Origin of the sequence: Brevundimonas sp. (assembly GCF_044239655.1) — a bacterium.
In the GTDB taxonomy this organism is placed as follows: Bacteria; Pseudomonadota; Alphaproteobacteria; order Caulobacterales; family Caulobacteraceae; genus Brevundimonas.
Genome location: NZ_JBIIAY010000045.1, coordinates 1 through 23570 on the forward strand (window position 1 = coordinate 1; position 23570 = coordinate 23570).

Consider the following 23570-nt stretch of genomic DNA (forward strand, 5'->3'; position numbering starts at 1 on the left):
TTGGCGACACGATCAACGGCCTCACGCTTGAACGATTCCGGAAACGCCCGGCGTTGAACACTCATCAGACACTCCTCTCCAGCTCCGAAAAGCTAGCATGGGTGTCCACTGAAACGAGGGAGGATCAGTCCTGGAACGACCACGGCGCTGTCATTAACCAGTGGAGCCACGACCGCATCATCGAAACCGACGATCAAGTGGGACGACATGACAACCACATAGGGTGCGAACCGGCGCGCCTCCGCTGACGGATTTTCATAGACGTCGAACTGCCGCACTCACCACGTCCGCAGATAGTCGGAGAGGACGCCCCGCTCGGCGATGCGGCGGTTGTGATCCTTGATCGCGTCCGCATTGTCCTCGGCCCAGCGCTTCGCACGCGCCTCGGCCTCCGCCGGATCGACCTTCTGCAGATGCAGTCGCAGCGCACGCTCGTCCATCCCGGCGATCGAAATTCCCAGCCGCCTGGCCTGTTCGATCAACTCCGGATCGATGCCGATGTTCAGTTCGACCTTGCCCATGCGTGCAGGCTAACTGAAACGCACCGATCGGCCAATCGGTCGTCGCTCACGCACCAATCCCGCGCCATTCGAGCGGGGCGGGCAGCGTGGTGGCTGCGTAGTCGATCTGCAACACTCGCCTGCGCCGGTCACCCGTCGATCGCGCCGACATGTGAAGGATCGGCGTCGAATAGGCCCAGACATCACCAGGCTCGGCTTCGCAGGTCAGAAAATCGCAGGCGGCTGCGCGTTCGGCCGCAAGGTCAGCCGGTACATACCCGAACTGATGCGAGCCCAGAGCCACGATCAGGGGCGCATTCCCGGTGTCGACAGGATCGAGATGCAGTCGCAGCGTGACCATCCCATCCAGAACGCTCAATGGCGGTGCGACGTGCAGGATTCCGTCCTTGGTCGACCAAGGACCGAAACCTTGGACCTCGTGACGTTCTCTTATCGGGATGGTCCGGTCCTGATGCCAGGCGACAACCCAGTTGGCCTGCGGGCTCTTGTCGAAGAGGACTGCGCGAACCGGCCTCGCCTCAGTCCCAATCAGCCCCGCTGCGACCCGCCCCACCGCGCCATCGGCGGCCAGCAGAGCCGCCACTTCCGGCTCGACCTTCAATCGAACGCCGGCACGGCGGCTGATCTGTGGCTCGAGGCGGCCAACCAGCGACCCGACTTCCAAAGCGCTCAGGACGCCTCGAATGCGCACGGCCCCAACGCGGCCGAATTCCTGGTCGCTGGCCGTCGGCACAGCCTTAACCCGGCGAGATCATCTTCTCGGGCCGCACAGCCTCGTCGAACTCGGCGTCAGTCAGATAGCCGCCTCCGACAGCCTCTTGCCGCAGGGTGGTGCCGTTCTTGTGCGCGGTCTTGGCGATCTTGGCGCAGGCGTCGTAGCCCAGCTTGCCGTTCAGGGCGGTGACCAGCATCAGGGAGTTGTTCAGGCCACGCTCGATGTTGTCGATGCGGGGCTCGATGCCCACCACACAGTTTTCGGTGAACGACACCGCCGCATCGGCCACCAACCGCACCGACTGCAGGAAATTATAGGCCATCACCGGGTTGAAGACGTTCAGCTCGAAATGCCCCTGTGAGCCCGCGAAGGTCAGTGCCGCGTTGTTGCCGAACACCTGGACGCAGACCTGGGTCAACGCTTCACATTGCGTCGGATTGACCTTGCCCGGCATGATCGAGGAGCCCGGCTCGTTCTCGGGCAGGGCCAGTTCGCCGAGGCCGGAGCGGGGGCCGGAGCCCAGGAAGCGGATGTCGTTGGCGATCTTGAACAGGGACGCGGCGACCGTGTTGATCGCCCCGTGGCTGAACACCATGGCGTCGTGGGCGGCCAGGGCCTCGAACTTGTTCGGGGCCGTGGTGAACTTCAGGCCGGTGATGGCGGCGATGCGATCCGCCACGCCTTCCGCGAACCCGATCGGCGCGTTCAGGCCGGTGCCGACCGCGGTGCCGCCCTGGGCCAGCTGCATCAGGTCAGGCAGGGTCGCCTCGATCCGCTCGATGCCCTTGGCGACCTGCTGGACATAGCCGCTGAACTCCTGACCCAGCGTCAGGGGCGTGGCGTCCTGGGTGTGGGTGCGGCCGATCTTGATGATCGATTTCCAGGCCTCGGCCTTGTCGTTCAGGGCGTTGCGCAGCTGTTGCAGGGCGGGCAGCAGGCGGTGGACAACCTCCTCGGCACAGGCGACGTGCATGGCGGTGGGATAGGTGTCGTTGGACGACTGGCTCATGTTGACGTGGTCGTTCGGGTGGACCGGCGTCTTGGAGCCCATCTCGCCGCCCAGCATCTCAATGGCGCGGTTACTGATCACCTCGTTGGCGTTCATGTTGGACTGGGTGCCCGACCCCGTCTGCCAGACCACCAGGGGGAAATGGTCGTCCAGCTTGCCCTCGATCACCTCGTCGGCCGCACGCACGATGGCGTTGCCGATCACGGGGTCCAGCCGGCCCAGCGCCATATTGGTTTCGGCGGCGGCGCGCTTGACGATTCCGAGGGCGCGCACGATGGGCAGGGGCTGCTTTTCCCAGCCGATCTTGAAGTTGCCCAGCGACCTTTGCGCCTGGGCACCCCAGTATCGGTCAGCGGCGACCTCGATCGGGCCGAAGGTGTCGGTTTCTGTGCGGTGCGTCGTCATGAATCGATGGCCTGAAGGCGTGGCGGAGGGATGCGCGGCGGTGTAGCACCTGAGCGGCAGGGAGCAAGGCGAGGCGATGTCGATCACGGGTCTGATGTTGGCGGCGGCCGTGGCGGTTCAGAGCTTCCCCGTCTTCTATCAGCCGCGCGTGACCCTCAGGACCGAGTACGGCAGCATCACCGTGTCGCTGGACGCGATCAACGCCCCCGTCACGACCTGCAACTTCCTGCGCTACGTCCAGCGCGGCCATTTCCCACGCGGCGGCTTCTTTCGCACCGTGGTCAGCGAGACAGACGCCAACCCGAACCCCATCGACGTGATCCAGGCCGCATCCTCTCACGGACCTGACGATCCGGGGTTTGGGCCCATCCCGCTGGAGCGGACGCGCGACACCGGTCTGACTCACGTCGCCGGGACGATCTCGATGGCCCGCGACGGGCCGGACACGGCGACATCCAGCTTCTTCATCGTGGTCAAGGATTCGCCGTCGCTGGATTTCGGCGGCGCGCGCAATCCCGACGGTCAGGGCTTCGCGGCCTTCGGGCAAGTCGTGGCCGGGATGGAGACCGTTCAGGGAATTCACTCCGACCCCGCCACGGCCGAAAAACTGGATGACCCGGTCGCGTTCCGCCAAGTCTATGCCACGGGCGGCTATTCGGACTGGTGCGAGATCGGCAGAGACGGCTTCATCGTCGGCCCCCGCCGCAGCCCGGCTGCCCGATGACACCGCAAGGCGGCCAGCCCGCCTGGATCGGCACCGGCAAGGTCCGCGCCCGCGAAGTCGGCGAGGCGGTGGAGATCACCATCGACGGCCTGACCACCCAGGCCAAATACTACAAGCCGCTGGTCTATGAGTTCATGCGTAAGGAATGGTCGTCGCGACCGTCCTGGGGCGATTACGTCGTCGAGATCACCATGGAGCATGTCGGCGACCCGCCCGTGCTGGACCTGGACAACCTGGCCAAGGCCCTGCTGGACGCCATCAAGGGCTATCTGTTCCACGACGACGCCCAGGTCGCGCGGCTGGTGGTCGAGCGGCGCGAGGGCGAGCGGGAGCGGATCACGATCCGCAGTTATCCGCGCAAGGGTTCGCCGACCCAGGGCTGGACCGCAGCCGACGTCTAGGCACCGATCGGACCGTAAAGCCAGGTCAGCCATATCCCGATCGCCAGCAATGACCCGAACGGCAGCCGGTCGGACCCGCTGACGGCCCGCCGGACGATCAGCCTCGCCATCACGACGGCGAACCCCGCCAGGCAGGCCCACAGCAGGACGCTGGGCAACCCCATCCAGCCGACCCAGGCGCCCGCCGCGCCGAACAGGAAGGGATCACCGCCGCCCAGCCCGTCGCGGCCGCGCAGCCGCTTGTAGGTCCAGGCGAGCAGCCACAGCGATCCGAAGCCCGCCACCGCGCCGATGATCTGCGCCCACGGAATGGCTTGCCCCAGCACGGCTACCGCGATCAGGCCCGTGGCAGCCAGAGGCCAGGTCAGGATGTCTGGAAGCCAGAAATTCTCGGCGTCGATGATCGCGATCAACAACAACTGCCAGCCCAGCACCGCCGTCGCTGCGACGAAGACCCAGTCGCCACCGGCAAGCGCAGCCCAGGCGCCGATCGCCGCTGCTGCCAGTTCGATCAGGATGTAGCGCGGCGAGATCGCCGCCCTGCACCAGCCGCATTTTCCCTTCAGCCAAAGCCAGCTCAACACCGGAACCAGATGCGCCGGGGCCAGGGTCTGCTCACAGCTCATACAGCGTGACCGGCCGAAAACGACGCCTTCCTCTCGCGGCAGCCGCACAGTCACCGCTGCCAGAAAGCTGCCGACGACGGTGCCCAGCAGGCCCAGCAGGATGGCGATGACGACCGGTTGCGGCATGGGACGGCCTTAGCCGCCGACCATGCCTCCGCCAAGGGCGACCGCGACGCGATAGGTCACCAGCGACGCCAGATAGGCCAGGGCGAACATATAAACGACCATGACCCACATCCATTTCCAGCTGTTCAGCTCGCGCTTGACCACGCCGAGCGTCGCCACGCACTGCGGCGCGAAGACGTACCAAGCCAGGAAGGACAGACCTGTGGCCAGCGACCACTGCGCCGCCAGCGTCGCCCCGAGCAGGCTGCCCGCCGCCTCGGCATCACCGACGGCGTAGACGGTGCCCAACGCCGCCACTGCGACCTCGCGCGCGGCCATGCCGGGTACCAGGGCGATGACCATCTGCCAGTTGAAGCCGATCGGCGCGAACAACGGCTCCAGCGCGTGGCCGATCATCCCGGCGAAGGAATAGTCGATGGCCGGCTGGGTCGCGCCTTCGGGCGGATAAGGGAAGGTGGCCAGGGCCCAGACGATGACCATGAGGGGCAGAATGATCCGCGCCGCCCGCTCCATGAAGATCCTGGCGCGAAGCCACAGATTGAACAGCACATTCTTCGGGTCCGGCCACTTGTAGCTCGGCAGCTCCATCATGAAGGGCTCGACCGCGCCTCGCCAGAACACCTTGCGGATCACGAACGAGACCGCCAGCGCCGAGACGATACCGGCGGCATACAGGCCGAACATCACCAGTCCCTGCAGGTTCACGAACCCCCACACCGTCTGCTGCGGAATGAAGGCCCCGATGATCAATGTGTAGACCGGGATGCGGGCCGAACAGGTCATCAGGGGCGCGACCATGATGGTGGTCAGCCGGTCCCGCTTGGCGTCGATCACCCGCGCCGCCATGACGCCCGGAATGGCGCAGGCGAAGCTGGACAGCAGCGGGATGAAGGCCCGCCCGTGCAGCCCGGCCCCGCCCATGATGCGGTCCATCAGGAAGGCCGCGCGGGCCATATAGCCGAAGTCTTCCAGCAGGATGATGAAGGCGAACAGGATGATGATCTGGGGAAGGAAGACCAGCACCCCGCCCACGCCCGCGATCAGGCCGTCGACGATCAAACTCTGCACCAGAGGCCAGACCGCGCCGGTGTCGGGCACCACCGCCGACACGCCCGCGCCCAGCAGGCCAAAGCCCGCCTCGATCGCGTCCATGGCCGGGGTGGCCCAGGCGAACACGGCCTGGAACATCACGAACAGCAGGGCCATCAGAATGGCCAGCCCGCCGACCGGATGCAGCAACACGCCGTCGATCCTGCCGGTCAGGGTGTCGGGGCGCTCGGGTGGTCGTACACAGGCCTTCATGATCCGCTCGGCCTCGCGGTGGGCGGACCGGATTTCCGCCGCATCCGGCGCGCGCCACGCCCCTTCGCCTTCGGGAGCCGCCATGGCCGAGGTCAGCGCCAGCGCCTCCACCTCGGCCACCAACTCATCGATCCCCCGCCTTCGCGTCGCCACCGTTGTCACGATCGGCACACCAAGTTCGGCCTTCAGCCGCTCCAGGTCGATCCGCAGACCCTGCCGCTGGGCGATGTCGTACATGTTGAGCGCCAGCACCATCGGCCGCCCGACCTGACGCAGTTCCAGCGCCAGCCGCAGCACGAGCCGAAGGTTCGTCGCATCGGCGACGCAGACCACCACGTCGGGTGCGGGCTCTCCGGCCAGCCGCCCCAGGACGGCATCGCGCGTCACCTCTTCGTCCGGGCTCCGTGCGCGCAGCGAATAGGTGCCGGGCAGGTCCAGCACTGACAGCGAACGGCCAGACGGCGAGCGGATGAAGCCCTCCTTCCGCTCGACGGTTACGCCGGCATAGTTGGCGACCTTCTGGTGGGCACCGGTCAGGGCATTGAACAGGGCGGTCTTGCCCGAGTTCGGATTGCCGACCAAGGCGACCCGGGCGGCGCGCACAGCGATATCCATTATTCGGCGGCTTCCGCTAGGGCTTCCGTGCCGACATCGACAGTCAGACTGGCCGCCTCGCGACGCCGCAAGGCCACCCGCATATCGTCCACCTTGATCGCAATCGGATCGCGCCCGAACAGGCCTTCGTGGATCAGCTCGACCCTGGCTCCCTCAACGAAGCCCAGTTCCAGCAGCCGACGCTCCAGCTCGACGTCCTCGGCCTGGTGATGGCAATGGGTGCCGACTTCGGTGATGACGCCGCGCTGGCCGACGCGGGCCTCGCTCAGCTTGATGACGTTTGTCATGGGACGAGGCTCATCCAATTGTCCGTACGCGGCCGACCTTGAGCCGTTCCGTCTTCCTGCGGGTGATTATCAGGTGCGATAGTCTCCCGTCCAGAGCCATACGCCGCGTTGCATGGTCGCGCGGTTCGGCTATCACCGCAGCGATGTCACGAGAGGCGAAGATGCGGAAACTGGTTCTGTCGATGTCGGCCATGACCCTGCTGGCCGCCTGTGGCTCCGGCGAGCCTTCGGGCCCGCCCGCCGCGCCGCCTCCGCCGCCCTTGACCGACGCCGAGCGTGCGACCCTGCTCGCCGCCCTGCCCGCCCCCTATTCCGAGGCCGACCTGGAGAACGGACGCGCCGTCTTCGCTCGCTGCCGCTCCTGCCATACGCTCGTTCCGGGCGGCTCGAACATGACCGGCCCCAATCTGAACGGCGTCATCGGCCGCGTTGCCGGAACCCACGCTGGGTTCAACTATTCGCCGGCCCTGAAATCAGCCGGCTTCACCTGGGACGGCGACAAGGTCGATCACTGGCTGGAGAACCCCCGCACCTTCCTGGCGGGCAACAAGATGACCTTCCCCGGCCTGCCCGATGCCACCGATCGCCGCGATGTCGTCGCCTATATCGGCGTCGAGGGAGCGACGCGCTGAGGACGTGAGGTAGGTAGTGAGTAGTGAGTGCAGATCAGCCGATCACGCTCACCTCTCGCTCACTATTCACGACTCACCGAAGCCTACTCCGCTGGCGCTGGTACACCGGGTCCGGACAGTTCCTGCGCTTCCCATTCCTCGATCCGGCGTGCGGTCGATTCGGGTGACTTCGTGAACCGCGCCAGTGCGCCATAGATCACCGGCACCACGAACAGCGTCAGGATCGTGGCGAAGATCGCGCCGGTGAAGATCACCACGCCGATCGTCTGACGACTGCCGGCACCCGCGCCCTGCCACAGGGCCAGGGGCAGGGCCCCGAACGCCGTGGCGATCGAGGTCATGATGATCGGCCGCAGACGCAGGGCCGAGCTCTCGGTGATGGCCTCCTTGATCGACCGTCCCTGGTCCCGAAGCTGGTTGGCGAACTCCACGATCAGAATGCCGTTCTTGGCGGCGATGCCGATCAGGATGATCAGCCCGATCTGGGAATAGATGTTCAGGCTGGACCCCGCCATGAACAGCCCGAACAGCCCGCCCGCAGCCGCCAGCGGCACCGTCAGCATGATGACCGCCGGGGTGATCCAGCTCTCGAACTGCGCGGCCAGGGCCAGAAACACCAGCAGCAGGGCGAATCCGAAGGCGATGCCGACGGCATTGCCCGCCTCCTGCTGATCGCGCGCGGCACCGCCATACTGGACATTGACCACGCCCTGCGGCTGCTGGGCTGCGAGATCGTTGAAGAAGATCACGGCATCGGCGATCGTCGTGCCGGGATTGAGGTCGGCGCTGATCGTGATGGCGCGCTGGCGATCGAGACGCCGGCGGTCCGGCGTGTCGCCGGTCACCTCGGTCTGAACGACCGAAGACAGCGGAACGAGCGTCCCGCCCCCCGAACTGACGTACAGGGCCTCCAGATCGCTGACGTTGGACCGGTTGGCCCGCTCGGTCTGAAGGATGACGTCGTATTCCTGCCCGCCCTTCAGATAGGTGGTCGCCCGGCGTGACCCGAACATGGTCTCTAGCGTCCTGCCGATCTCCTGGGAAGACACCCCCAGCGCCGCCGCCTTCTGCGGATCGACATCGACCAGCAGGCGCGGCGAGTTCGGCTCATAGTTCAATCGCGGCCGCGACAGACCCGGGTTCTCGAGCGCCGCCGCCAGCACGGGCTGAAGCCAGCGATAGATTTCGGGATACTCGGCACCCGTCACGATCATCTCGATCGAGTTGGAGTTGCCGCCACCGCGCTGGAAGGCCCCTGGCGTGGAGGCATTGACCTGGGCCCCCGTCTGGTTGCGCAGCTTGCCGTTCAGTTCCTGGGCGATTTCGTCGGCGGATCGCTCGCGTCTGGACCAGTCGACCAGCGACAGGTTGGCGTTGCCGGAGTTGAAGCCGCTACCGCCAAAGCCCGGAGCCGAGATCAGAAAACTCTCGACCTCGCCCGACGCCTTGTATTCCGCCAGGATGGGCTCGAGCCCCAGCATGATGTCGCGCGTATAGTTGAAGCCCGCCCCCTCCGGCCCCTGGACCCGGACCTGGACCCGGCCGCGATCCTCGGCCGGGACCAGTTCGTTGGGCAGGGTCAGGAACATCGCCCCGGCCCCACCGGCGACGCCGACCACGACCAGGGCGACCGCGATGACCGCCGCCCGCTTGCCGACCATGGCGCTGAGCGAGTTCTCGTAGGAGTTCTTGAGCTTGTCCATGGCACCGTCGACCCGACGGGCCAGCCAGCCACCACCGTGGGCCGGACGCAGGATCTTGGACGCCATCATCGGCGTCAGCGACAGGGCGAGGAAGGCCGAGAAGGCGATGGCCGCCGCGATCGCCGCTGCCAGCTCGACGAACAGCCGCCCCACATATCCCGGCAGGAACAGCAGCGGTGCGAACACCGCCAGCAGAACCAGGGTCGTCGCGATGACGGCAAAGAACACCTGACGCGTCCCGCGCTCGGCAGCGACCAGCGGCGGCTCGCCCTGATCCAGGCGACGCTGGATGTTCTCGACCACGACGATGGCATCGTCGACCACCAGACCGATGGCCAGCACCAGGGCCAGAAGAGTCAGCAGATTCAGCGAGAACCCGAGCGGTGCCAGCACGATGAAGGTCGCCAGCAGACAGATGGGGGCCACCACCGACGGAATGATCGCCGCCCGCAGACTGCCCAGGAAGATGAAGTTGACCAGAGCCACCAGGGCCATCGAGATCCCGATGGTGATCCAGACCTCATCAATTGCGTGCGATGTGAACACCGAGTTGTCGGACCCGACCACCAGCTCCGTACCCTGCGGCAAACTCGGCCGGACCTGTTCGATCAGGGCCTTCACGCCGTCCGAGATTTCCAGGTCGTTGGCCTGGGACTGGCGTGTCACGGCCAGGCCGATCTGGTCCAGACCATTGCCTCGGAACAGCCGGCGATCCTCTTCCGGCGCCTCGACCACCCGCGCCACGTCGCCCAGACGTGTCACATAGTTGGCCACCGGCTGCAGGGCCCCGGTCGCGGTCGCGCCTGTGCTGGTGGCGGCCAGGGCCGCGCCGCTGCCGGACGCCACCGAGGCCGAGCCGGTGTTGCCAATAGGCAGCTGGGCGAAATCCTCCGCCCGCGCATAGTTTCGCGCCACACGCACCGTGTAGTCCTTGGCGGTCGACTCCAAAGCCCCCGCCGGCAATTCGACGTTCTGTGTGGTCAGGGCCGATTCGACGTCCGAAACCGTCAGTCCTCTTGCACCCAGCGCATTGGCGTCCAGCCAGATGCGCATCGAATAGCGCTGCTCGCCATAGATCTGGACCGTCGCGACGCCGGGCACCGTGGCCAGCTGATCGACCAGGTACCGGTCGGCGTAATCCGTGAGCTCGAGCCGGTTCATCGCGTCGGAGCGGAAGAACAGCACCATGATCGGCTGGGCGTCGGCGTCGGCCTTGGCGATCTGGGGCGGATCGGCCTGATCGGGCAGAGCGCCTTGGGCGCGCGAGACCCGGTCGCGCACATCGTTGGCCGCAACGTCGATGTCCCGGTCCAGTGCGAACTCGACGGTGACGTTGGACCGGCCGTCGCGGCTGGTCGAGTTGATCCGCTCGACGCCCTGGATACCGGCCAGTTGTTGCTCGATAGGCTCGGTGATCCGGCTCTCGATCACCTCGGCCGAGGCCCCGGCGTAGCTGGTCGAGACCGATACCGTCGGCGGATCGACGTCGGGCAGTTCACGCACCGGCGTGAAGAAAAAGGCAGCCAGCCCTACGACGCACAGGACGATCGCCGCGACGGCCGCGAAGACCGGGCGTCGGACCGCCAGATCCGAAATCATCATCGGGCTGCGCCCTGGGCCGAGGCGGCTTGCGTCGGAGAGGCACCGGCGCGGGCCGGGCCATCCCGCGCGACGGTCACCGGCGAATTGGGCTGGATACGGTTCAGTCCCGACCCGACGATCTTCTCGCCGACCCTCAGGCCGGAAAGGATTTCCACGAAGCCATTCTCAACCGCCCCGGTGTCTACCTCGACCCGTTGGGCGGTCGACCCGTTTTCACCACCAGCGATGCGATACACGAAGGCTCCTTCACCCTCATACTGGATCGCCGCCTCAGGCACCGCCGACGATTCGCGCTGGCCTTCCTGGATCGCGACGCGAACCAGCATTCCCGGCCGGATCCGTCCGCCCGGATTGGCGAACTCCGCACGGGCGATCACGGCACGCGTCGCTTCGTTGATCCGCGTATCGACCAAGGCGATCCGACCCTGGAAGGGCTCTTCTCCATAGGCGTCCGCCGTCGCGGTGATGGGCAGGCCGGCTCTCAGCACGCCCAGATACCGCTCGGGCACCGGGAAATCGACGCGGATGGTCGAGGTGTCGTCCAGGGTCGTGATCACGGCACCGGGGTTGATCAGCGTCCCGGCGGTCACCGTAGACAAGCCCAGAACGCCGGCGAAGGGGGCCCGGATCATCCGGTCACCCCGCCGGGCCTCGGCCGCATTCAGCGACGCCCGCGCGGTCTCCAGCGCGGTCTGCGCCTGTTCTGCCGTGACACGAGGCGCAACGCCGCGTTCGGCAAGTACCCGATAACGCTCGTATTCCCGTTCAGCCTGAACCACCTGGGCGCGGGCCTCGATGATGCCGGCGTCTTCCTCGCGCGCCTGAAGCTGAACCAGCGGCGTTCCCGCCGCCACCCTCTGGCCGTCCCGGAACAGCACGGCGGTGATCAGTTCGGTGGTTGAGGAGGTGATGTTGACCGACCGATTGCCGCGCGCCACGCCCAGAACCCGGATGGTGTCGCTGAAGGGGCGGTTGGTCACAGTGGCCTCAGCGACTTGCTGGCCGCGACCGCCGCCACCGCCTCCCGGACCACCCTTCTTCTCGCCCCCATCGGCGGCGAAGGCGACGCGCAGGATAACGGCAACGACCATCAGCCCGATCAGGCACGCGGCGGCGACGAGGAAAAAGTGGCGTTTGATCACGCGGTAGACTCTCCGAACAACTGGGCGTCGGCATAGCGCCTGTCGCGGTCGTGGCAACTCAAGTCTGTGTAACGGCGAGAGTTGCGTATTCCGTCGGGCCAAAACGTCGCAAGTTCAGATCAGAAGCGTCGCCACACTGCCAGCACCAGACCCCGCCCCAACGGCGTCTCGCGTCCCGCCGCGGTTTCCCGCCACCCGGCCTGCAGGCTCCAGGAGCCGACGTGACGAACCACCGAGGTTTCCAGCGACAGCCAGCGCGCGCCATTGTGGTCCACGGCACCACCATAGGCCTGCCCCAGGATCAGCCACCGCTCGCCGACGTGGGCCCCGATCGTGGCGTCGGCGCGGACCTCGTCGGGCAGGCCGTCCCGGAAACGTCGCGCGGCCTGGACCTCCACGAAACTGCGGTCGAAGCGAAACGGGCCGCTCTTCGCCCCGCCGAAGGATCGCCCGACGGAGGTCCGGACCTCCCAGTCGTCCTTGCCGACACCCGGCGCGGCATAGCCCGCGTTGCGCCCGTCGCCCGCCGAGGAATAGCCCGCCTGAACACTGACCGCCGTCCGGTCATCGCGCCAGGCCTGCCAGATCAGCGCGACCTCCAAGGGCCCGCGTCCCTGATAATCGACGAACTGGTCCTCGCCGTCCTGCCAGTCGCCCTTGATCTGAACCGTCAGCCGGTCGGTCAGGCCGTATTCAGCGAAGACACCCAGGGACTGGTCGCGGCGTTCGATCGGCAGGGGCAGGCGTTCGCCGTCGGGGTCGAAAGCCTCATCGGCGACCATTCGTTCGGCCTTGACGATGACCTGGGCCTTGCCCTTCGGCTGGGTCCACGCCCCGGCATGGGTCACGACCGGGGGAACCGACAGCGCCGCGCCGATCAGGAGCGCGGCGCGATACCTCAAGCGTCGTAGCCCGGGGATTTCCGGTCAAGCATCCGCAGCGCACCCGGCCAGGCCAGGGATGAGATGAAGCCGATCCCCCTGCCCTGCTCCTTCGTCTCTGCCTGAGCCGCGTCCGGCGCGATCAACACATGCTCGCGGCCGCCCGACAGCGCCGCCACCTGCTGGGCGCAGGCGCGTTCCAGGAAGAACATCCCGATCCAGGCCGCCGCAGCTGTCTGTCCGACCGCCAGCGTCCCGTGGTTGCGCAGCAGCATCAGCGGCTTGTCGCCCAGGTCCGCGACCAGCCGCTCACGCTCGTCGTGGTTCAGCGCCAGCCCCTCATAGCCGTGATAGGCGACCTGATGCTGCAACAGGCAGGCATTCTGGCCGATCGGCAGCAGGCCTTCCTGCTGCGCCGCCACACCGACCCCGGCCACAGTGTGCAGGTGGATCACGAAATGCGCGTCGTCACGGGCCGCATGGATCGCGGAATGGATCGTAAATCCGGCCGGATTGATGAAGCTCTGGGTCTCCTGGACGATGTTCCCGTCCAGATCGACCTTGACCAGGCAGGACGCCGTCATCTCCTCGAAATACCAGCCGTATGGGTTGATCAGGAAGTGGTGTTCGGGGCCCGGCACGCGCGCCGAGATGTGGGTGAAGATCATGTCGTCCCAGCCGTGCAGGGCGACCAGCCGGTAAAGGGCGGCCAGCTCGACGCGGGCCTGCCATTCCTCTGCGGAAACCCGGGACTTCAACGTGTGGGCGGCTCCATCGGCCATGTTCAAACCTCCTCGGTCGCCTCTGACGGGCGTCGCTCACCGTTGCCTCGCACGCTCCCCTCGTCAAGCGACGCGCCATGGTTGAGGCTTCGTTAACCGAGTTTTCACGTCCGGAACCGCACACTGGACGAACGACTCGCACGAGTCCGACCGGAGCCCGCCCGTGACAGCCGTCGCCGCCCTGCAATCCTTCCGCCCGGCTCCCCAGGTCAGCGTTCCCCCTTCCGAACTTCTGGCTCTCGCGAAAAGCCGCACCACCGACGACCGCCAACGCCTGCTGCTCGGAATCGCCGCCCTGTGCGACGCCACGCCGACCGGTGCCGAAGTCTCGCCGGTCCTGACCGAAATCTTCATGACCCTGGCGCGCCAGGCCGAGCATGACATCCGCAAATCCCTGGCCGAAAGCCTGGCCGGCGCGGACTGGGCACCGCTCGCGCTCGTCAACATGCTGGCACTCGACGAGATCGAGATCGCCCGCCCGATCATCGCCTCCAGCCCGCTCCTGCGCGACCAGGACCTGCTGCGCATCCTGGTCGAGGCCACCATCGAGCACCAGATCGAGGTCGCCCGCCGCCCGGCCCTCAGCGGCCGCGTCGCTGACGCCATCATCGACGCCGCCGAACCCGCCACCATGACCGCGCTCGCCTCCAACCGGACGGCCGAGATCAGCGAGACCGGCCTGCATCGCCTGATCGAGCAGTCGCGCCGCATCGCCGCCCTGCGCGCACCCCTGACACGCCATCCACGTCTCAACGAGACCCTGGCCCGCGAGCTTTACAGCCTGGTCGGCGTCGCCCTGCGCCAGGCCATCGGCGAACGGTTCCGCGTGGACGACGCCGCCCTGTCGAACGCCATCGACGGCGCGGTATCGAGCCTTCGAGACCCGGTCCCGGTCACGACCCTGTCCGAACGCGAGGAGATGGAGCGGCGTCTGATCGACAAGCTTCAGTCCGCCGGGCAACTCCGCGCCGGCTTCCTGATCCGTGCAGTTCGCGAAAAACGCCTCACCCTGTTCGAACATGGTCTGGCGGCGCTGGGTGGCTTCACGATCGCCCAGGTGCGCGCCGCCGTCATGCGCCCGACGCCCGAGGCCCTGTTCCTGGCCTGCACCGCCGTCGGCATCGACCGGGCGGTCTTTTCGGCGATCCTGGAAGACATCCGCAAGCTGACGCGGGGCTCGCCGGGCGAGGCGCAGGGCTCTTCCTGGACCGCCATGACCCTGTCGCCGTCCGCCGCCGCCAAGGCCTTCCGCGACATGACCGGCTGATACGACCGGCGGATACGGTTTGACACCGGTGCCGGGCTCGGCTTTGCCTAGCGCCGTGAACGTTCAGCCCCCCTCGCCCTCCCGATGACCCCCGCGACGACCCTCGCCTTCGTCGCCAGCGACCGGCCGGAGGCGCAGTCGGCCCGCGAACGGCTGATCGCGCGCTACGGTTCGGTCGGTGTCGATCAGGCCGACGTCATCGTCGCTCTGGGCGGCGACGGCTTCATGCTGGAGACGCTCCACGCCGATCTCAGTCGCCGCACGCCGGTCTATGGCATGAACCGGGGTTCGGTCGGGTTTCTGATGAACGACTACGACGAGGACGACCTGCCGGCCCGCATTGCCGAGGCCGGCCGTGCCGTCATCCATCCGCTCCAGATGGACGCCACGACCGAGGCCGGTCAGGTCCATTCGGGTCTCGCCATCAACGAGGTCTCCCTGCTGCGACAGACCCGCCAGAGCGCCAAGATCCGCATCTCCATCGACGGCAAGGTGCGGCTGGACGAACTGACCTGCGACGGATGCATGGTCGCCACCCCCGCCGGTTCGACCGCCTACAACCTGTCGGCCCACGGTCCGATCATCCCGCTGGACGCCCGCGTCCTGGCCCTCACCCCGATCAGCGCCTTCCGTCCCCGGCGCTGGCGCGGTGCCCTGTTGCCACATGAGGCGCGGGTCTGTTTCGAGGTGCTGGAGGCCGACAAACGGCCGGTCAGCGCCGTCGCCGACGGCCTTGAAGTCCGTCGGGTCGCCAGGGTCGAGGTTCGCGAACGCCGCGACATCGACCTAGTCATGCTGTTCGACGCCGGCCGATCGTTCGAGGAACGCGTCCTGGCCGAGCAGTTCACGGCCTGAGTTCGCGGGTCACCGTTCCTTAACGGCCCCCGTGCAGGATCAGGGGGTTCGTTTCAGGAGCTTCCTTCGTGAGCAACCCGGCCCAGGTCATCCGCCCCCCCAACACGCTTCGCCTCAAGGTCGGCGGCGGGTTCGGCGGCATCGACGCCAACGCCATCGCCAAGGCCGAAGCGGCCCTGAAGGCCATGTCTTCCCAGTTCGGCCAGTGGCTCCAGGACGAGATCACCAAGCTGGACGCCGCCCAGGTCGCCATCCGCGCCAAGGGCCTGAACGCGGAGACCGCCGAGGAACTCTATTTCCGCGCCCATGACCTCAAGGGTCTGGGCAGCACCTACCAGTATCCGCTGGTCACCCGCCTTGCCGGCTCCCTGTGCAAGCTGCTGGACGAGCCCGGCAAGCGCGCCGAGGCCCCCCAGACCCTGCTCGACGCCCACATCGACGCCATCCGCGCCGTCGTCCGCGACGAGATCCAGACCGACGACCACCCCACCGGTCGCATCCTGGCGGAAACGCTGGAAGCCAAGGTCAGCGCCTACCGGTCCTAACCCGGCCGTCTCCGGCAAACGGAGACGCCACTCAGTTCGGCGGCCGCCGCGCGTGGGTCTTCTGCTCGAAGGCGTAGCCGAGCGACAGGATGGTCGCATCGTCCCACGCGCCGCCGATGAAGCTGATGCCGACCGGCATCCCGCGATCGAAGCCCATGGGCACGGTCAGATGCGGATAGCCCGCCACCGCCGCGATCGTCGACGTGGACCCCTGCGCATTGTCATCGTCCTCGCGGTCGTTGGTCCAGGCGCGTGACGTCGTGGGTGCGATCAGGGCGACCACGTCATTCTCGGCCATCATCCTGTCGATCCCCTCGGGCCCGGCCAGACGAAACGAAGTGGCGCGGGCGTCAATGTATTCCTGGGTCGTCAGGTCACCTTTTGCTTCCGCCTGCTCGAACAGTTCCTGACCGAACAGGACGGTCTCGGCCGGGGTGGCGGCGTTGAAGGCGATGAGGTCGGCCAGGGTGCGGGTCGGTACCTGGACCGGGTCGGTCGAGGCCAGATAGGCGTTCAGGTCGGCCTTGAGCTCGTACATCAGAACCTTGAACGACTCTCCACCGATAGTGCGCAGGTCGGGGGCGGTGGTGATGTCGACCAGCACGGCACCGGCATCTCGCATCGCCTGCAGCGAGGTCTCGAACGCCGCCATCGTGTCGGCCGAATAGTTGGTGGCATAGCGCAGCACGCCGATCTGGGCGCCGGACAGGCTGTTCGCATCCAGCGCCGCACGATAATCGACCTTGCGCGCATCGGCCTCGGCGGTGGCGGCGTCCAGCGGGTCGGAGCCGGCGATGGCGGTCATGACGATGGCGGCGTCCTCGACGGTCGTGGCGATCGGCCCGGCCGTGTCCTGGGAATGGCTGATCGGCACGATATGGGTGCGGCTGACCAGACCCACGGTCGGCTTGAACCCGACCACCCCGTTGACCGAGGCCGGGCAGGTGATCGAGCCGTTGGTCTCGGTCCCGATGGCGACGGGGGCCAGGCCGACGGCGACCGCGACGGCGCTGCCCGACGAGGAGCCACAGGCGGTGCGGGCCGGGTCATAGGGGTTTGGCGTCAGGCCGCCGACGGCGCTCCAGCCGCTGATCGACCGGGTCGATCGGATATTGGCCCACTCGGACAGGTTGGTCTTGCCCAGGATGAAGAAGCCCGCGTCGCGCAAGCGGGTGACCAGCGGCGCGTCGCGACCGGGGGCATTCACGGCCAGCGCCAGCGACCCCGCCGTCGTAGGCATATCGCGGGTCTCGATATTGTCCTTGAGCAGGACTTCCATCCCCGGACGCGCGCCTTGTCGCCATTGCCGGATGGCGTCATGGGCCGCGAAGACAATCACCGGATTGTAGACATCGATCGGCGAGCTGATGCACCGTTGAAACTGCTCCCAGGTTCCAGATGTCGGCGTGCAGATCGCTGTCCGGCGGGCATATGTGAGATCAGATTCGGCGCTTGCCTCTTGAGACGCCGCAGGTGACGCGAGGGCGGCAAGGGCAAACGCCGCCGAGCTTATAACGATCGCACGTCCTAACCTCCGCTCATCCCGGCGAAAGCCGGGACCCAGTGCTTTGGGCGATGACGGGTTGAGAAGTCCCATGGCGGTGATCCCGGCGCCCTGCGCCACAAGAGAACTGGGTCCCGGCTTTCGCCGGGATGAGCTGATTATTGCGTATGCGACCGCGTCCCGATCGTGCGGTCCAGAAAGTCGAGATAGATCCGCCACTGGGCCAGCTGGCGCTCGTTGCCCCGCACCCCGTGCCTCTGACCCGGCCACAGCATCAGCTCGAACGGCGTCGAACGGGCCTGGAGCGCATCGATGACGCGGGTCGAGTTTTCCAGGATCACATTATCGTCGGCCATCCCGTGCATCAGCAACAGACGACCGGTCAGGTTGGGCAGGCGCGGGATCACGTCCGACGCCGCATAGCCCTCGACGTTGGCCTCCGGCGTCGACATGAACCGCTCGGTATAGTGGGTGTCGTACAGGCTCCATTCCGTCGGCGGGGCCCCGGCCAGGATGGCGGCCAGGCCCATCTTCGGCTCGGTGCCCATCATCAGGCCCATGAACCCGCCGTAGCTCCAGCCCATGACCGCGATCCGGTCCTTGTCCACATAGGGCAGGCTGCGCAGATAGTCGGCGGCCAGTAGCTGGTCGGCCACCTCGGGTTGGCCCATCTTCAGATACAGCGCCTGCTTGAACGCTGCGGACCGGTCGCCCTCGCCCCGGTTGTCGAGGCGGAAGACGATGTATCCCGCCTCGGTCAGCAACTGGTTGGTCGCTGGCTGCCAGCCGACCTTGACCCCGCCGCCCGACGGCCCGCCATAGACCTGCATCACCACCGGATAGGTCTTCGACGGATCGAACCCGGGCGGGGTCGTCATCTGCCAGACCAGGGTCTCGCCGTGGCTCTGCAACGTGCCGAAGGTCGGGGTCTGACGCCGCGCCAGATAGGGGAACATCGGGTGGCGTTCATCGAGCCGGTTCTGCTCGATCCAGCGCACGAAGGTGCCATCCGCCTGATACAGGCCCGACTGCGGCGGGGTCTCAAGGTCGGTGTAGTTGCCGACATAGGCCGTCGCCGTCCGGTTCATCGACACGCCCCACCAGCCGCCGGCCGGGGTCACGGCCACGGGCGTGCCACCGTCCAGCGTGGTTCGGAACATCTGCTGCTCGATCGGCTGTTCCTGGCCGTCCTTCATCGAGGCGGTAAAGAAGACTTCCTCGGTCGCCTCATTGACGCCGTTCAGCCCCTTGACCGGAAACTGGCCCGAGGTAATCGCCCCCATGCGGCGGCCGTGGCGCGCATAGCGATACAGGTGCCGCCAGCCGCTCTCTTCCGAAGACCAGATGAAGGTGCCGTCCTTCAGGGCCTTGAAATCATTGGTCAGAGGCACCCAGGCCGTCGACATCTGGGTGGCAATGACCGTCGAGGCACCGGTCGCCGGATCGACGCTGAGCAGGTCCAGCGTCTTCTGGTCCCGCGACTGCCGCTGGACGTACAGGGTCTTGCCGTCCTGGGACCAGTTGACCCGCGCCAGATAGATGTCGGCGTTCGCACCCAGATCGACCTTGACCCGCGTGCCTGCCGCCCGGTCCTGAACATACAGCTCGACCACCGCGTTGGGCCGTCCGGCGCGGGGATAGCGCTGCTCCACCGTCCGCGCGCCGCCGCCGCTGATGTCCAGCCGGGGAACGATATCGACCGTGCTCTCGTCGGTGCGTTGCAGGGCGATGTAGGTCTCGTCGGGGCTCCACCAGTATCCGGTGTCGCGATCCATCTCCTCCTGGGCGATGAACTCGGCGGTCGCCCAGGTGATCAGGCCGTCGCCATCGGTGGTGATCGGGGTCTCGGTGTTGGTGGCCAGGTCCTGGATGACCAGATCCTGATCGCGGACGTAGGAGACGAAATTGCCTTTCGGGCTGACCTTGGCATCGATCTCGTCGGCCGACGTCGTCGTCAGTCGGCGAACACTCTGGTCGGCGCGCGACGCCAGATAGATGTCGCCTTCCAGCGGGGCCAGGATGAATCGGCCCTGTTCGTCCCAGCTGTACTCGACCACGCCGCGCTGCGAGATGCGCATCCGCTCGCGCCGCGCCTTCTCGGCCTCGGACAGTTCGCCGGCGTCGGGAACGAGCGCCCGCGCGTCGATCAGCTTGAACGGCTCGCCCGCCCCCGTCGGCGCGGCCCACAGATCCAGCACAGAGACGTCGTCCTCACGCGCCCTCAGGAAGGCGACCAGCTGGCCGTCGGGCGACAGGCTGACCCCCTGGGCCACCGGTCCCGCCAGGCTGGGGTTGGCGAACACCCGCTCGGGCGTCAGGATCGATGGGTCAGGGATCGGGGTGCGGCTCTGGGCCATCGCGGAACCGGCCGCCAGGAGCAGCGTCGAAGCAAGAAGAACTGTGCGCATCCCCAATAGCTAGCGAGCCAATCTATCGCCGTCACCGAGATTTTTTCGGCCAGACCGGGCCGATGCGGCGGCGGCGCGCCTTTCGGACCCGCGCCACAGTCCCTAAACAGACCGGGATGACCGACGCCCTCCTCTCCCCCGCAGCCGTGACGCCGCCCAAGCCCAGCCCCTTCCACGGGCTGACGGTGAAATGGGTCAAGCACTGGACCGACAGCCTGTTCTCCTTCGCCGTCGAACGGCCTGAGGACTTCCGCTTTCGCTCGGGCGAGTTCGTGATGATCGGCCTGCCGGGCGAAGACGGCGGAAAGCCCATGCTGCGCGCCTATTCGATCGCCAGCCCCGGCTGGGCCGAGGAACTGGAGTTCTTCTCGATCAAGGTCGCCGACGGCCCCCTGACCAGCCGCCTGCAAAAGATCCAGGCCGGCGACACCGTCCTGATGGGCAAGAAGCCGACCGGGACCCTGGTGCTCGACGCCCTGACCGGCGGCGAGCGGCTGTGGCTGATCGGCACCGGGACGGGCCTGGCGCCCTGGCTGGCCGTGGCGCGCGACCCGGACACCTATTCCCGCTTTGGACAGGTCATCGTCTGTCACACAGTGCGCAACGTCGCCGACCTCGCCTACCGCGACTTCTTCAGCCGCGAAATCCACGACGATCCCCTGATCGGCGACGAGGCCAGGGCGCAGCTGGTCTATTATCCGACCGTCACGCGTGAGCGGTTCGAGACGCCGGGCCGGATCACCGACCGGATCAAGTCGGGTGACGTCTTCGCCGACCTGGGCCTGCCGATCGGGTTCTCGCCGAACACCGACCGCGTCATGCTGTGCGGCTCCATGGCCATGATCAAGGAGACCGGCGAACTGCTGGAATCCTACGGCCTCAAGGAAGGGTCCAACGCCGAACCCGGCGATTATGTGCTGGAACGGGCCTTCGTCGGATAGGTCGCAGGCATCGGGCCTTGGCGGGGCGCCCTGCCCGCGCTAGTTCCCCCGCCATGCACAAGCCCGCAATCGTCGCCGTCGATCCGCGTCTCGATCCCTCCCAATGCACGACGATGGTGGAGGTGCGCCAGGGGGTCGACGCCCTGGATCGGGCCCTGGTCGCCCTGGTAGCCGAACGCCAGCGCTACATGGACGCCGCCGCCCGCATCAAGCCCGACCGCGACGCCGTCCACGACGACGCCCGCATCGAGGACGTCGTGTCAAAGGTCCTGGCCGCCGCCGAGGCCCACCACCTGTCGCCCGACATCGCCGAACCCGTCTGGCGCACTCTGATCGACCGCTGCATCGCGCATGAGTTCGGCGTCTACGACCGGACGCGCAGCTAACCCCGCAGAGACCTCAGCATCAGCTCGTGCCGCCACGCCGCGACGTCCGCCAGGGCCGTGTCGAGCGCCGTCCTGACCCGGTCCAGAGCGGGCGCGGCCAGTGCCGGATCCGCGATTTCAGCGTCTGCGCAGATCGCGGCCAGCGGCCCCGCCCCGATCCCGGCCGCCGCCCCCCGGATGGTGTGGACGGCGTCGCGCCAGCCGTCCGTCTTCGGCTCCAGCATGGCCGACCACATGGCCGCCTGTTCGGTGAACAGACCCAGCACCTCTTCGGCGATCGCATCGTCGCCGCCGGTCATGCGGTCCAGCACGCCGAAATCCACTGCGCCGGACAGGTCCCGCAGCGCCATCAGGGCTGGCTTGCGGGTGTCTGGGCCAGACGCGCGTTCTTCGAGGACCAGACGAAATAGATCACCAGCCCGACCGCGTTCCAGGCGAAGAAGCCGAGCTGTGTGATCGGCTTCAGACTGAGGAAGAAGACCACGCAGCCGACGATGGTGATCGCCGCCACCACCGGCCACAGCGGGGCCTTGAACAGCCGTTTCCTCGACGGATCGCGCAGCCTCAGCACCACCAGACAGACCCCTACGGCACAGAAAGCCGCCAGCGTCCCCGCATTGGCCAGCGACGCCAGCTCGTCCAGCGGCAACAGCCCTGCCAGAATGGCCACCACCACCGCCGTGAACACCGTCACCAGCGCCGGCACACCCCGCGTGGAGATTCGCGCCAGCCGCACCGGCAGCAGTCCGTCCCGCGCCATGCCCAGGAAGATCCGGCTCTGGCCGAACAGGAAGGCCAGCAGGACGGTCGGCAGGGCGACCACCGCCGACACCCCGATCCACTTCGCCGCCGTCCCCTGCCCCAGGTCACGCAGGATCAGGGCCAGAGGCTCGGGGCTGGCGGCAAATGACGCCACCGGCCGGGCCCCGATCGCGGCGGCCGCCACCACCATATACAGGGCCGTGCAGATCAGCATGGAGCCGACGATGCCGATGGCCAGGTCGCGCTCTGGCTTCTTGGTCTCTTCCGCTGCCGTGGAAATGGCATCGAAGCCGTAGAAGGCGAAGAAGATGATGGCCGCCGCCGCCATGACCCCCGTCTTCACGAACGGCGCGCCGAAACCCTCGGGCATGAAGGGGGTGAAGTTGGCCGCATCGAACGACGGCAGGGCCAGCACCACGAAGACGATCAGGGCCACGATCTTGATGACCACCAGGGCCACGTTGATATTCGCGCTCTCGCGCGTGCCCAGCAGCAGCAGGCCGGTCACCACCCCGATGATGAAGACCGCCGGCAGGTTGATGATCCCGCCCGCGTGCGGCCCTACGGTGAGAGCCGCCGGAAGGGCCAGGCTGATCCCGCCGATGTCGAGCCCGTTCAGGAACCCCACCGCATAGCCCGACCAGCCCACGGCCACCGCCGACACCACCAGCGAATATTCGAGAATCAGGCTCCACCCCACGATCCAGGCGAACAGCTCGCCCAGCACCGCATAGGAATAGACATAGGCGCTGCCCGCCGCTGGCATCATGGTCGACAGCTCGGCATAGGCCAGCGCTGCACAGGCACAGACCAGACCCGCCATCCCAAACGACACCAGCACCGCCGGCCCCGCCAATCCCGCCCCGACTCCGATCAAGGTCAGGATCCCGGTGCCCACGATGGCCCCGACGCCCAGCGCCAGCAGATGCGGCCAGCTCAGCGTCGCCTTCAGACGCGGCCCATGGATGGCCTCATCATGCGGGGCGTGCATCGCGTCGATAGACGTACGCCGGTTCCAGAACGCCATGGATGAGCCTCTCCCGCTGATTCCCCCGCGACCTTACAGCGCGCCCGGCCCATTTGCGAAAGGGTCTGGCAAATCCGGGGTTGCACACCCGTCGTTCGCCCGGTATGTCCGCCCCTCCCCGACGCTCACCAAGGCGAAGGGACGCGAGATGGTACGGGTGATTAGCTCAGTTGGTAGAGCAGCTGACTCTTAATCAGCGGGTCGTTGGTTCGAACCCAACATCACCCACCATCGTCCCCATAACTCCCTGAAATAGCTCCACGGTCCGCTGAGGTTGGCCTTGCGGGCTGAGTATGCCATACGAAGACCATACGAAATCGGTTCGGATGGATGGCTACTTTCAAAGGGCTTACGCGGGTATGGCTACTTTCAAAGGGCTTACGCGGGTAAGGCGTGAAGGCA

Annotated in this window: 23 protein-coding genes and 1 tRNA gene; 10 read left to right on the plus strand and 14 right to left on the minus strand. The window is 67.0% G+C overall.

Features of this window, described 5'->3' with window-relative positions:
• The coding region (locus ACILQR_RS07880; RefSeq protein ID WP_395650905.1) for a hypothetical protein at positions 1-248 on the plus strand (248 nt) is incomplete at its 5' end.
• Positions 249-278: 30 nt separating this feature from the next.
• Here the strand turns inward: ACILQR_RS07880 and ACILQR_RS07885 are convergent.
• From ACILQR_RS07885 to fumC, 3 genes are read right to left on the minus strand one after another with little or no spacing between them, the layout of a single operon-like run.
• Entirely contained in the window at positions 279-521 is a 243-nt protein-coding gene (locus ACILQR_RS07885) for a type II toxin-antitoxin system CcdA family antitoxin (protein WP_395650906.1), read from the minus strand.
• 46 nt (positions 522-567) lie between these two features.
• Entirely contained in the window at positions 568-1254 is a 687-nt protein-coding gene (locus tag ACILQR_RS07890) for a phytanoyl-CoA dioxygenase family protein (RefSeq protein ID WP_395650907.1), read from the minus strand.
• A gap of 4 nt (positions 1255-1258) precedes the next feature.
• Positions 1259-2650 carry a class II fumarate hydratase gene (gene fumC / locus ACILQR_RS07895; protein WP_395650908.1) on the minus strand — a complete coding sequence of 464 codons (1392 nt, stop codon included), beginning with the start codon at positions 2648-2650 and terminating at the stop codon, positions 1259-1261.
• A 76-nt stretch (positions 2651-2726) separates the two neighbouring features.
• Here fumC and ACILQR_RS07900 point away from each other — a divergent pair, with 76 nt between their 5' ends.
• Both ACILQR_RS07900 and ACILQR_RS07905 read left to right on the plus strand, forming a co-directional pair.
• Positions 2727-3374, plus strand: a complete 648-nt coding sequence (locus tag ACILQR_RS07900; protein ID WP_395650909.1) for a peptidylprolyl isomerase — start codon at positions 2727-2729, stop codon at positions 3372-3374.
• Entirely contained in the window at positions 3371-3775 is a 405-nt protein-coding gene (locus ACILQR_RS07905; protein ID WP_395650910.1) for a RusA family crossover junction endodeoxyribonuclease, read from the plus strand. The genes ACILQR_RS07900 and ACILQR_RS07905 overlap by 4 nt, the downstream gene beginning before the upstream one ends.
• On the opposite strand, the gene ACILQR_RS07910 is transcribed toward ACILQR_RS07905, so the two are convergent.
• The 3 genes from ACILQR_RS07910 to ACILQR_RS07920 are packed head-to-tail and all read right to left on the minus strand — an operon-like array spanning position 3772 to position 6731.
• Positions 3772-4527: a prepilin peptidase gene (locus ACILQR_RS07910; RefSeq protein ID WP_395650911.1), complete on the minus strand. Its 756-nt coding sequence runs from the start codon at positions 4525-4527 to the stop codon at positions 3772-3774. The two genes, ACILQR_RS07905 and ACILQR_RS07910, sit on opposite strands and share 4 nt — an antisense overlap.
• 9 nt (positions 4528-4536) lie before the next feature.
• Positions 4537-6444 carry a ferrous iron transporter B gene (locus ACILQR_RS07915; protein ID WP_395650912.1) on the minus strand — a complete coding sequence of 636 codons (1908 nt, stop codon included), beginning with the start codon at positions 6442-6444 and terminating at the stop codon, positions 4537-4539.
• Positions 6444-6731, minus strand: coding sequence for a ferrous iron transport protein A (locus ACILQR_RS07920; protein ID WP_395650913.1), 288 nt, complete (start codon positions 6729-6731; stop codon positions 6444-6446). The genes ACILQR_RS07915 and ACILQR_RS07920 overlap by 1 nt, the downstream gene beginning before the upstream one ends.
• A 161-nt stretch (positions 6732-6892) precedes the next feature.
• Here ACILQR_RS07920 and ACILQR_RS07925 point away from each other — a divergent pair, with 161 nt between their 5' ends.
• Positions 6893-7363, plus strand: coding sequence for a c-type cytochrome (locus ACILQR_RS07925; RefSeq protein ID WP_395650914.1), 471 nt, complete (start codon positions 6893-6895; stop codon positions 7361-7363).
• An 83-nt stretch (positions 7364-7446) separates the two neighbouring features.
• Here ACILQR_RS07925 and ACILQR_RS07930 read toward each other — a convergent pair whose 3' ends face one another.
• From ACILQR_RS07930 to ACILQR_RS07945, 4 genes are all read right to left on the minus strand, one after another.
• Positions 7447-10665, minus strand: coding sequence for an efflux RND transporter permease subunit (locus tag ACILQR_RS07930; RefSeq protein WP_395650927.1), 3219 nt, complete (start codon positions 10663-10665; stop codon positions 7447-7449).
• A complete protein-coding gene (locus ACILQR_RS07935; RefSeq protein WP_395650915.1) occupies positions 10665-11810 on the minus strand; it encodes an efflux RND transporter periplasmic adaptor subunit in 1146 nt (381 codons plus the stop codon). The genes ACILQR_RS07930 and ACILQR_RS07935 overlap by 1 nt, the downstream gene beginning before the upstream one ends.
• A 119-nt stretch (positions 11811-11929) precedes the next feature.
• On the minus strand, positions 11930-12712 hold the full coding sequence (locus tag ACILQR_RS07940) for a hypothetical protein (protein ID WP_395650916.1): 783 nt from the start codon (positions 12710-12712) through the stop codon (positions 11930-11932).
• Entirely contained in the window at positions 12709-13473 is a 765-nt protein-coding gene (locus tag ACILQR_RS07945; protein ID WP_395650917.1) for a class II aldolase/adducin family protein, read from the minus strand. The genes ACILQR_RS07940 and ACILQR_RS07945 overlap by 4 nt, the downstream gene beginning before the upstream one ends.
• A 163-nt stretch (positions 13474-13636) precedes the next feature.
• Between ACILQR_RS07945 and ACILQR_RS07950 the strand changes: the two genes are divergently transcribed.
• From ACILQR_RS07950 to ACILQR_RS07960, 3 genes are all read left to right on the plus strand, one after another.
• Complete coding sequence (locus ACILQR_RS07950) at positions 13637-14740, plus strand: DUF2336 domain-containing protein (protein ID WP_395650918.1); 1104 nt, start codon at positions 13637-13639, stop codon at positions 14738-14740.
• Between the two features lie 84 nt (positions 14741-14824).
• On the plus strand, positions 14825-15595 hold the full coding sequence (locus ACILQR_RS07955; protein WP_395650919.1) for an NAD kinase: 771 nt from the start codon (positions 14825-14827) through the stop codon (positions 15593-15595).
• 68 nt (positions 15596-15663) lie between these two features.
• Positions 15664-16140, plus strand: a complete 477-nt coding sequence (locus tag ACILQR_RS07960; RefSeq protein ID WP_395650920.1) for an Hpt domain-containing protein — start codon at positions 15664-15666, stop codon at positions 16138-16140.
• Between the two features lie 31 nt (positions 16141-16171).
• Here ACILQR_RS07960 and ACILQR_RS07965 read toward each other — a convergent pair whose 3' ends face one another.
• Together ACILQR_RS07965 and ACILQR_RS07970 are read right to left on the minus strand one after the other, a co-directional pair.
• Positions 16172-17737: an amidase gene (locus ACILQR_RS07965; protein ID WP_395650921.1), complete on the minus strand. Its 1566-nt coding sequence runs from the start codon at positions 17735-17737 to the stop codon at positions 16172-16174.
• Positions 17738-17802: 65 nt separating this feature from the next.
• Positions 17803-20052 carry a S9 family peptidase gene (locus ACILQR_RS07970; RefSeq protein ID WP_395650922.1) on the minus strand — a complete coding sequence of 750 codons (2250 nt, stop codon included), beginning with the start codon at positions 20050-20052 and terminating at the stop codon, positions 17803-17805.
• A gap of 116 nt (positions 20053-20168) precedes the next feature.
• Between ACILQR_RS07970 and ACILQR_RS07975 the strand changes: the two genes are divergently transcribed.
• On the plus strand, positions 20169-20993 hold the full coding sequence (locus tag ACILQR_RS07975) for a ferredoxin--NADP reductase (protein WP_395650923.1): 825 nt from the start codon (positions 20169-20171) through the stop codon (positions 20991-20993).
• A 53-nt stretch (positions 20994-21046) separates the two neighbouring features.
• Positions 21047-21379 (plus strand): chorismate mutase, encoded by a 333-nt coding sequence (locus tag ACILQR_RS07980; RefSeq protein ID WP_395650924.1) that lies wholly within the window; start codon positions 21047-21049, stop codon positions 21377-21379.
• Here ACILQR_RS07980 and ACILQR_RS07985 read toward each other — a convergent pair.
• Both ACILQR_RS07985 and ACILQR_RS07990 read right to left on the minus strand, forming a co-directional pair.
• Positions 21376-21729: an Hpt domain-containing protein gene (locus tag ACILQR_RS07985; protein WP_395650925.1), complete on the minus strand. Its 354-nt coding sequence runs from the start codon at positions 21727-21729 to the stop codon at positions 21376-21378. The genes ACILQR_RS07980 and ACILQR_RS07985 overlap by 4 nt on opposite strands.
• Positions 21729-23168, minus strand: coding sequence for an amino acid permease (locus ACILQR_RS07990; RefSeq protein ID WP_395650926.1), 1440 nt, complete (start codon positions 23166-23168; stop codon positions 21729-21731). Before ACILQR_RS07990 ends, ACILQR_RS07985 begins: the two co-directional genes overlap by 1 nt.
• A gap of 155 nt (positions 23169-23323) precedes the next feature.
• On the opposite strand from ACILQR_RS07990, the gene ACILQR_RS07995 reads away from it, so the two are divergent.
• Positions 23324-23399, plus strand: a tRNA-Lys gene (locus ACILQR_RS07995).
• The last annotated feature ends 171 nt before the right edge of the window (positions 23400-23570 follow it).